General features: G+C 64.8%; 6 protein-coding genes. 3 read left to right on the plus strand and 3 right to left on the minus strand.

The window, feature by feature from the left end:
* Positions 1-62 precede the first annotated feature (62 nt).
* Together AC27GT_RS02020 and AC27GT_RS02025 are read left to right on the plus strand one after the other, a co-directional pair.
* Positions 63-1,916: a 2-oxoacid:acceptor oxidoreductase subunit alpha gene (locus AC27GT_RS02020; protein ID WP_487223452.1), complete on the plus strand. Its 1,854-nt coding sequence runs from the start codon at positions 63-65 to the stop codon at positions 1,914-1,916.
* A 2-nt stretch (positions 1,917-1,918) separates the two neighbouring features.
* The gene (locus tag AC27GT_RS02025) at positions 1,919-2,833 is read left to right on the plus strand and encodes a 2-oxoacid:ferredoxin oxidoreductase subunit beta (RefSeq protein ID WP_487223453.1); all 915 of its coding nucleotides are present in this window, start codon (positions 1,919-1,921) and stop codon (positions 2,831-2,833) included.
* On the opposite strand, the gene AC27GT_RS02030 is transcribed toward AC27GT_RS02025, so the two are convergent.
* Genes AC27GT_RS02030 through AC27GT_RS02040 form a run of 3 tightly spaced genes read right to left on the minus strand, consistent with a single transcriptional unit; the run spans position 2,830 to position 4,118 of the window.
* Positions 2,830-3,390, minus strand: coding sequence for a 5-formyltetrahydrofolate cyclo-ligase (locus tag AC27GT_RS02030; protein ID WP_015716017.1), 561 nt, complete (start codon positions 3,388-3,390; stop codon positions 2,830-2,832). The genes AC27GT_RS02025 and AC27GT_RS02030 overlap by 4 nt on opposite strands.
* A complete protein-coding gene (locus AC27GT_RS02035) occupies positions 3,371-3,931 on the minus strand; it encodes a type II toxin-antitoxin system VapC family toxin (RefSeq protein ID WP_321162866.1) in 561 nt (186 codons plus the stop codon). Before AC27GT_RS02035 ends, AC27GT_RS02030 begins: the two co-directional genes overlap by 20 nt.
* The gene (locus tag AC27GT_RS02040; RefSeq protein ID WP_015716019.1) at positions 3,813-4,118 is read right to left on the minus strand and encodes a type II toxin-antitoxin system Phd/YefM family antitoxin; all 306 of its coding nucleotides are present in this window, start codon (positions 4,116-4,118) and stop codon (positions 3,813-3,815) included. The genes AC27GT_RS02035 and AC27GT_RS02040 overlap by 119 nt, the downstream gene beginning before the upstream one ends.
* A 64-nt stretch (positions 4,119-4,182) precedes the next feature.
* Here AC27GT_RS02040 and dnaE point away from each other — a divergent pair, with 64 nt between their 5' ends.
* Positions 4,183-9,123, plus strand: coding sequence for a DNA polymerase III subunit alpha (gene dnaE / locus AC27GT_RS02045; RefSeq protein WP_487223454.1), 4,941 nt, complete (start codon positions 4,183-4,185; stop codon positions 9,121-9,123).
* The last annotated feature ends 52 nt before the right edge of the window (positions 9,124-9,175 follow it).

Here is a 9,175-nt window from a genome sequence, read left to right on the forward strand (position 1 = left end):
CAAATGCCCCTAGCCAAGCCGGACCCTTAAGGAGTAGGGTATCAAAGAGCAAAGGAGGGCTTATGGAAGAGTTCACCTGGCGCGTGGGCGGCCCCCAAGGGGGCGGGATAGAGACGGCGGCCACCTTGTTCGCCCGGGCGGTGGCCAAGGGAGGTTGGTGGGTGGCCACCAAGCGGGAGTACCACTCCAACATCATGGGGCGGCACTCCTACTTGGATGTGCGCCTCTCGCGAAAACCCGTGGCGGCCTTCCGAGAGAAGGTGGACATGCTGGTGGCCCTGGACGGGGAGACCCTGGCCCGCCACCTGGACGAGATTCGGTCTGGAGGGGTGCTCCTTTACGATCCCCGGGTTCTGGAGCTTACAGTGCACAAGCTTCCCATGTTGGACCACCGGGTGGCGGAGGCCCTTTCGGGGCGCTTTGGCAAGCTGGACCCCAGCTTGAAGGATCTCCTTGCCGCCTACGTGGAGTCGGGGGTCCAGCCCCTGCCCTACCCCTTTGAGGAGGTGGCGGACCGGATCGGGGTGGAGCTGGGTGTCCCTTCCCTTCAAGCCCGGCGCACCCTGAACACCATCGCTGTGGCTGCAAGCCTCCGCTTCCTGGGCTTCCCCCTGGAGCCCTTGCTGGAAGCCCTGGCCCTGCAGTTTAAGGGCAAGGTATTGGAGCTGAACCAGAAGGTGGCCGAGGCGGTGTACCGGGAGGAGGTGCCCAGGCTTTCCTTCCAGCTTCACCTAAACGGGTACGAGCCGGGCCGGGTCTACCTCACCGGGGCCCAGGCGGCGGCCTTGGGCAAGCTGGCTGGCGGGCTTCGCTTCCAGACCTACTACCCCATAAGCCCGGCCACGGACGAGTCCACCTACCTCGAGGCCCACACGGCCTTTACCGGAGCCGACGTGGCCGTGGTCCAGACGGAAGACGAGATCGCCGCGGTGACCATGGCGGTGGGAGCGGCCCTCACCGGGGCCAGGGCCGCCACCGCCACCAGCGGGCCAGGCTTCAGCCTCATGGCCGAGGGCATGGGCTTTGCCGGCATGATCGAGGCCCCCTTGGTGGTGACCCTCTACCAGCGGGGTGGCCCGAGCACCGGCCTTCCCACCCGCACCGAGCAGGGCGACTTGATGTTCGCCATCCGGGGCGGGCACGGGGAGTACCCCAGGATCGTCCTGGCCTCTGGGGATATAGAGGATGCCTTCCTGGATGCCCAGAAGGCCTTGGCCTGGGCCTGGCGCTACCAGACGGTGGTGGTGCATCTTTTGGACAAGTTCCTGGCCTCCATGGCGCAGAGCCTTCCCAAGGAGGCCTTGAGGGTGCTTTCCCTGGATGGGGAAAAGCGCCTTGCCCCCAGAAAGGAGGGGTTTGGCCCCTATGAGCGCTACGCTCCCTCGGAGGACGGCATCTCCCCCTTTATCCCCCTTGGCACCCCGGGGGGCTTTTACTGGATGACCTCGGACGAGCACGACCTCGAGGGCCACATCACCGAGGACGTCGTCCTCAGGGAATACCAGATGGAAAAGCGCATGCGCAAGCTGGAAGCCGCCCGCAGCGAGATTCCCCTCGAGGACCAGTACACCCTCTACAGGGATGGCGAAGTCCTGGTCCTGGGTTGGGGCACGGTGAAGGGTACCCTCCTGGAAGCCCTGGACCGCCTGCCTGGGGTGGGCTACCTGCACCTCAGGCTCCTTTGGCCCTTCCCGGAGATTGGTGCACTTCTGGAGGGGAAAAAGCTGGTCACGGTGGAACACAACTACTCGGGGCAGCTTGCGGACCTGGTGCAGCAGGAAACCTTAAGGCGGGTCCATCACCGCATTGTGAAGTACAACGGCCGCCCCATCACCCTGGATGAGGCGGTGGAGGCCTTGGAGCAGGTGCTTGCGGGCAGGGCCCCGGAGCGCCTGGTGCTCAGGAAAGGAGTTTAACCATGCTGGAACTCAAACTTGCCGATTACAAGGCGGAAAAGCAACCGGACTGGTGCCCGGGCTGCGGGGACTATGGCATCCTCTCCGCGTTGCAGATGGCCCTTTTCGAGCTGAAGCGGGATCCTTCCCAGACGGCGGTTTTCTCGGGAATCGGTTGCTCCGCCAAGACCCCTCACTACCTTAATGTCTACGGGATCCACACCCTTCACGGCCGTGTCCTCCCCGTGGCCCAGGGGGCCAAGCTGGCCAACCCCCACCTCACCGTGGTGGCGGTGGGTGGGGACGGGGATGGCCTTGGAATCGGGGCCGGGCACTTCGTGGCCGCAGGCCGCCGCAACGTGGACATGCTCTACATCCTTTACGACAACGAGGTCTACGGCCTCACCAAGGGGCAGGCGGGGCCCACCCTGGGCCTAGGGGAGAAGACCAAAAGCCTTCCCAAGCCCAACCCCCAGGGGCGCATCAACCCCCTGCTTCTGGCCTTTGCCTCGGGTTACACCTGGATCGCCCGGGGCTACGCCTACGACGTGAAGGGCCTGAAGGAGCTCATCAAGGAGGGCCTTAGCCATAAGGGCCTGGCTTTTCTGCATGTCCTCCAGCCCTGCCCCACCTACAACGACCTGCACACCAAGGAGTGGTTCGCCCCCAGGCTCTATAAGCTCCAGGATGAGGGATACGACCCCCATGTTCCCGAAGGGCTTCCCCCGGAGGAGCTGGATCGCAAGATGGCTGAGTTCCAGGAAAAAGCGGCGGAGTGGGGGGAGCGGATCCCCATAGGGGTCTTCTGGAAGGCGGAGGTCCCCACCTTTGAGGAGCGCCTCAAGGCCTATCTGCCCCGCTACCCTGAGGTCTACCCTGCCTTAGGGCAACAGGAACCCCTGGACCTCGAGGGCCTCCTTAAGGAGTTCGCCCTTTAAGGCCGGATGAGCCGCGCCGGGGTGGCGATGAGGTCCACCCGGCGTTCCGGCTCCACGGGAAGCTTGGGGTAGACCATGAGGGCGTGGGCCAGGGTGGCGAAGGGGGCCTCCACGGCAAGCCAGGCCTGGGGAAAACCGTAGCCCTTCCCCACCCAGCCCCCTTCTTCATCCACGGCCACGGCCCCGATGAGGACTAGGTCTATGGGCTGCCCCTTTAGGTCCACCTTCACCCCGTAGCGGTAGGCCTCCCGCACCCGCTTGAGCTTTCTTGGGTCCAGGTCCTTAAGGAGCACGAACTCCCCCGGCCGGTCGGGGTGGGGGAGGATCAGGGCCTTTCCTGCCTTCAGGGCCTCTTCCCGCAAGGGTTTCAGCACCGCATCCATGCCCGCCAGGATGAGCCTGGCCCTTTGAAACTCCGGGGTGCGGAGGAGGAGCCCCGCTGCCTTTTTGGCTCCCAGGAAGTTGGGGTGGTGGCCGTGGGGAGGCGTGGGGTGAAGGGCCAGGTCGTAGCGGGCTAAGGTGTTCCAGACTTCTTCCCTAAGTTGGCCCAGGGTCATGGGGTTCTAAATAGCGCACGGTGATGCCTTCCAGCAAGCCTTGAACTTGCGCTTCCGTAACCTTCCGGGATAGCTTTCCGTCCGCTGTCCAGAATTCAGCCTGAAGCTTCTCCGCCAGGGCCAGGTAATGGGCGTCGTACACAGCTTTTAAACCCAGGGCTTGGGATAGGGCCAAGGCTCTTAGATGAAGGCCTTTGTCCCCCATCAGGCGGATGTTCAGGCCCAAGGCTCCTCGCAAAAAGGCTTCCGCTTGGGGCCCTGACAAGACCCCGCCCAGAACGTAGCGGTGAAGGGCATTGGCCACCTCGTAAGGCAGGAGGGTGGGGGCGACCACCTCCTTGCTACCCAAACCAAGAAAAGCTTCATGGGCCCTTCTGTCGCCAAGGATGCCTGCCAGAAGAACTCGCATGAGGAAGCTTGCGTCAAGAACCGCCCAGTTCAAGGGTGCGTTCCTCCCGCATCGCCCGTATGACTTCCTCTGGGGAAGAGATGGGTCCTTGTAGGTGGCTTCGGATCTCCTGGCCCAGCCTCCAAAGCGCATCGAGGATCTCTTGTTGCTTAGGCGCTTTCCGGAGCCGCTCGTATTCTTCCACGGACAGGATGACCGCTACGGCTCTTCCTCCCCGTTCCACCACCAGGGTTTCTCCCTGGGCCACGCGTTGGAGGACCTCCCCAAAGTGAACCCGGGCCTCGGTGGCGGAGATGGGGGTGCTGGTGTCCTCAATCATTGCATTAATCAGTATACCCAAGTACCTAACTAAGGGAGGCAAGGCCCTTGCTAGACTGGACCCTATGGGCCGCCTTAAGTTCGCCCACCTGCACCAGCACACCCAGTTCTCCCTCCTGGACGGGGCGGCGAAGCTTTCTGACCTTCTTGAGTGGGTGAAAACGGTTTCCCCCGAGGACCCTGCCCTGGCCATGACCGACCACGGCAACCTCTTCGGGGCGGTGGAGTTCTACAAGAAGGCCACCGCCATGGGGATCAAGCCCATCATCGGCTACGAGGCTTACGTGGCCGCGGAAAGCCGCTTTGACCGCAAAAGGGGGAAGGGCCTGGACGGGGGGTACTTCCACCTCACCCTTCTTGCCAGGGACTTCAAGGGCTACCAGAACCTGGTGCGCCTGGCGAGCCGGGCATACCTGGAGGGTTTTTACGAAAAACCCCGCATTGACCGGGAGATTCTACGGGAGCATGCCGAGGGTCTTATCGCCCTTTCGGGGTGCCTGGGGGCGGAGATTCCCCAGTTCATCCTGCAGGACCGCCTGGACCTGGCGGAGGCCCGGCTGAACGAGTACCTCTCCATCTTCGGCGACCGCTTTTTCATAGAGATCCAGAACCACGGCCTGCCCGAGCAAAGGAAGGTTAACCAGGTCCTGAGGGAGTTCGCCCGGAAGTACGGCCTGGGGATGGTGGCCACCAACGACGGCCACTACGTGCGCAAGGAGGACGCCCGGGCCCACGAGGTGCTTCTCGCCATCCAGTCCAAGAGCACCCTGGATGACCCCGAGCGCTGGCGTTTCCCCTGCGACGAGTTTTACGTGAAGACCCCAGAGGAGATGCGGGCCATGCTCCCGGAGGAGGAGTGGGGCGACGAACCCTTTGACAACACGGTGGAGATCGCCCGCATGTGCGAGGTGGACCTTCCCATCGGGGACAAGATGGTCTACCGCATCCCTCGCTTTCCCCTTCCCGAGGGAAGGACCGAGGCCCAGTACCTTAGGGAGCTCACCTTCAAAGGGCTTCTTTCCCGGTATCCGGACCGCATCACCGAGGGGTTTTACCGGGAGGTCTTCCGCCTTCTGGGGAAGATACCGCCCCATGGGGACGGGGAAGCCCTGGCGGAGGCCTTGGCCCAGGTGGAAGGGAAGGCTTGGGAAGCCCTTCTGCCCAAGCTACCCCCGTTGGAGGGGGTGAGGGAGTGGACGGCGGAGGCCATCTTGCACCGGGCCCTTTACGAGCTTTCCGTGATCGAGCGGATGGGCTTTCCCGGCTACTTCCTCATCGTCCAGGACTACATCAACTGGGCCAGGCGGAACGGGATCTCCGTGGGACCAGGCCGGGGAAGCGCCGCCGGGAGCCTGGTAGCCTATGCCGTGGGCATCACCAACATCGACCCCCTGCGCTTCGGCCTCCTCTTTGAGCGCTTCCTGAACCCCGAGCGGGTTTCCATGCCCGACATCGACACGGACTTTTCCGACCGGGAGCGGGACCGGGTGATCCAGTACGTGCGCGGGCGCTACGGGGAGGACAAGGTGGCCCAGATCGGCACCTTCGGTAGCCTGGCCTCCAAGGCAGCCCTCAAGGATGTGGCCCGGGTCTACGGCATCCCCCACAAGAAGGCGGAGGAGCTGGCCAAGCTGATTCCCGTGCAGTTCGGCAAGCCCAAGCCCCTGGCCGAGGCCATAGAGCTGGTGCCGGAGTTAAGGGCGGAGATGGAAAAAGACCCGCGGGTGCGGGAGGTGATCGAGGTGGCCATGCGCCTCGAGGGCCTGAACCGCCATGCTTCCGTGCACGCCGCCGGGGTGGTGATCGCCGCCGAGCCCCTCACGAACCTGGTGCCCCTCATGCGGGACCAGGAGGGGCGGCCTGTGACCCAGTACGACATGGGAGCGGTGGAGGCCCTGGGGCTTTTGAAGATGGACTTCCTGGGCCTGCGCACCCTCACCTTCCTGGACGAGGCCAAGAAGATCGTGAAGGAGTCCAAGGGGGTGGAGCTGGACTACGACCGCTTGCCTTTGGACGACCCCAAGACCTTCGCCCTCCTTGCCCGGGGAGAGACCAAGGGGGTTTTCCAGCTGGAATCGGGAGGGATGACCGCCACGGTGCGGGGGCTAAAGCCCAGGCGCCTCGAGGACATCATCGCCTTGGTTTCCCTCTACCGCCCGGGGCCCATGGAGCACATCCCCACCTACATCCGCCGCCACCATGGACAGGAGCCCGTGAGCTACGTGGAATTCCCCCATGCGGAGAAGTACCTGAGGCCCATCCTGGAGGAAACCTACGGCATCCCCGTCTACCAGGAGCAGATCATGCAGATCGCCTCCCAGGTGGCGGGCTACTCCCTGGGGGAGGCCGACCTTTTGAGGCGGGCCATGGGCAAGAAGAAGGTGGAGGAGATGCAAAAACACCGGGAGCGCTTCGTGCGGGGGGCCAGGGAGCGGGGCGTGCCCGAGGAGGAGGCCAACCGGCTTTTTGACATGCTGGAGGCCTTCGCCAACTATGGCTTCAACAAGTGCCTGCCGGGAAGGGCCCGGGTGCTGGACTACCGTACGGGAAAACTTGTGCCCATAGAGGCCATCGTCCGGGGGGAAGCCAAAGGGGTCTGGGTAGTTTCCCTGGACGAGAGCACCCTGCGCTTGGTGCCGAGGCCGGTGGTGGCCGCCTTCGAGAGCGGCCGGGCCATGGTCTACCGTCTGCGCACCGCCACGGGACGGGTCCTCGAGGCCACGGCCAACCACCCCCTCTACACCCCAGAGGGTTGGCGGGAGTTGGGTGCCCTTCGCCCAGGGGACTTCGTGGCCCTGCCCAGGCGCCTTCCTTACCAGCCTTCAGAGGACCTGAGGCCCCATGAGCTGGACCTTCTGGGCTTCGCCCTGAGCGAGGGGAACCTCCGCCATCCCTCCGGCTTTTACCTCTACACCTCCTCGGAGGAAGAGCTGGCCGCTATGGAGGAGGCCCTGGCGGGCTTTGCCAACACCCGCACCCGGGTGGTCTGGCGCCGGGGGGTGGCCCATATCTACGTGGGCCGGCGGGACCGCAAGGTTCCCGCGGAGGCGGAAACCTTCTTGAGGGAGATGGGGCTTTTGGGGCTTGCCGCCAAGGACAAGCATCTTCCCGAAAGGGTCTTTGGCCTTTCCCAGGAAGGGGTGGCCCGGCTTCTTGGACGCCTGTGGGTGGGGGATGGGGGGGTGGACGCCAAGGGTAGGCTCATCCATTACGCCACGGCCTCGGAGGCCCTTGCCCGGGGGGTCCAGCACCTGCTCCTCCGCCTGGGCTTGCAAAGCCGCCTGGTGGAGAAGCGCTTTCCCTACAGAGGGGGCCGGAAAGGATATGTGGTCTACCTCCTGGGGGGCCTCGAGGCGGCCCGGCGCTTTGGGGAGCTGGTGGGGCCTTGCCTTCTCGGCAAGAGGAAACGGGACCTGGAGGCCCTTCTTTCCTCCTGGGAGGAGGTGGGCCGGAGCACCAAGGACATCCTGCCTCTGGCCTTTCTCTCCCTGGTAAGGGATGCTTTGGCCCAGGCTTCCGGGGGTAGGGTGGGGGATTTTCTGGAGGCCCATGGCTTAGCCCAGGGTCTTTTGCGGCCCAGCAGGGGCCGCCTGGGGCTTTCCCGCGCCACCCTGGCGCGCCTTTCGGCCCTCACGGGAAGCCTAGCCTTGTTGCGCCTGGCCACGGCGGAGATCTACTGGGACCGGGTGGAGGCCATAGAGCCTCTTTGGGAGGAGGAGGTCTACGATCTCACCGTGGAGGGAACCCATACCTTCCTGGCCGAGGATGTGATCGTCCACAACTCCCACGCCGCCGCCTACAGCCTCCTTTCCTACCAGACCGCCTACGTGAAGGCCCACTACCCGGTGGAGTTCATGGCCGCCCTCCTCACCGTGGAGCGGCACGATTCCGACAAGGTGGCGGAGTACATCCGCGACGCCCGGGCCATGGGCATAGAGGTTCTTCCCCCCGACATCAACCGCTCGGGCTTTGACTTCAAGGTGGTGGGGGAGGAGATCCTCTTTGGCCTCTCCGCGGTGAAGAACGTGGGGGAAGGGGCAGCCCAGGCCATCCTGGCGGAAAGGGAGCGCCGTGGTCCCTTTAAGAGTCTCGGGGACTTCCTCAAGCGCTTGGACGAGAAGGTGGTGAACAAGCGCACCCTGGAGTCCCTCATCAAGGCGGGGGCCTTTGACGCCTTTGGGGACAGGGCCCGGTTGCTGGCTTCCTTGGACCCCCTCCTCCGGTGGGCGGCGGAAAGCCGGGAGCGGGAGCGATCCGGCATGATGGGCCTGTTCGCCGAGGTGGAAGAGCCTCCCCTGGCGGAAGCCTTGCCCCTGGACGAGATCACCCGGCTCCGCTACGAGAAGGAGGCCTTGGGCATCTACGTTTCCGGCCACCCGGTGCTGCGCTACCCGGGCCTGAGGGAGGTGGCGAGCTGCACCCTGGAGGAGCTTTCCGACTTCATCCGGGGCCTGCCCCCAAGGCCCAGGGTGCTCCTTGCGGGCATGGTGGAGGAGGTGGCGCGCAAGCCCACCCGCAGCGGGGGCATGATGGCCCGTTTTACCCTCTCCGACGAGACGGGGGCCCTCGAGGTGGTGGTTTTCGGCCGGGCTTACGAGGGGGTTTCCCCCAAGCTCAAGGAGGACACCCCCCTCCTGGTCCTGGCGGAGGTGGAGCGGGAGGAAGGGGGGCTTAGGATCATGGCCCAGGCTGCCTGGACCCACGAGGAGGTGGCCGAGTCCCCCAAGGCCCTGGAGGTGGAGGTGGACCACGCCCTGTTGGACGAGGCGGGCGTGGCCCTCCTCAAGAGCCTTTTGGACGAATACCCCGGAACCCTCCCCCTTTACCTCAGGGTGCAGGGGCCCTTCGGGGAGGCCATCCTTTCCTTGCGGGAGACCCGGGTGGGGGAAGGGGCGCTGGAGGCCCTCGAGGCCGAGGGCTTCCGCGCCTACCTGATCCCGGATCGGGAGGCCTTCCTCCAGGGGAACGGTGGAGGAGGGCCCAAGGAGGAAGTGGTGCCCTTTTAGAAAAGAACGGAGGCTGGGCCTAGGCCCAGCCTCCTTTGCCGGGGCCCCAACC

This window comes from Thermus sp. KWY1, assembly GCF_057547025.1.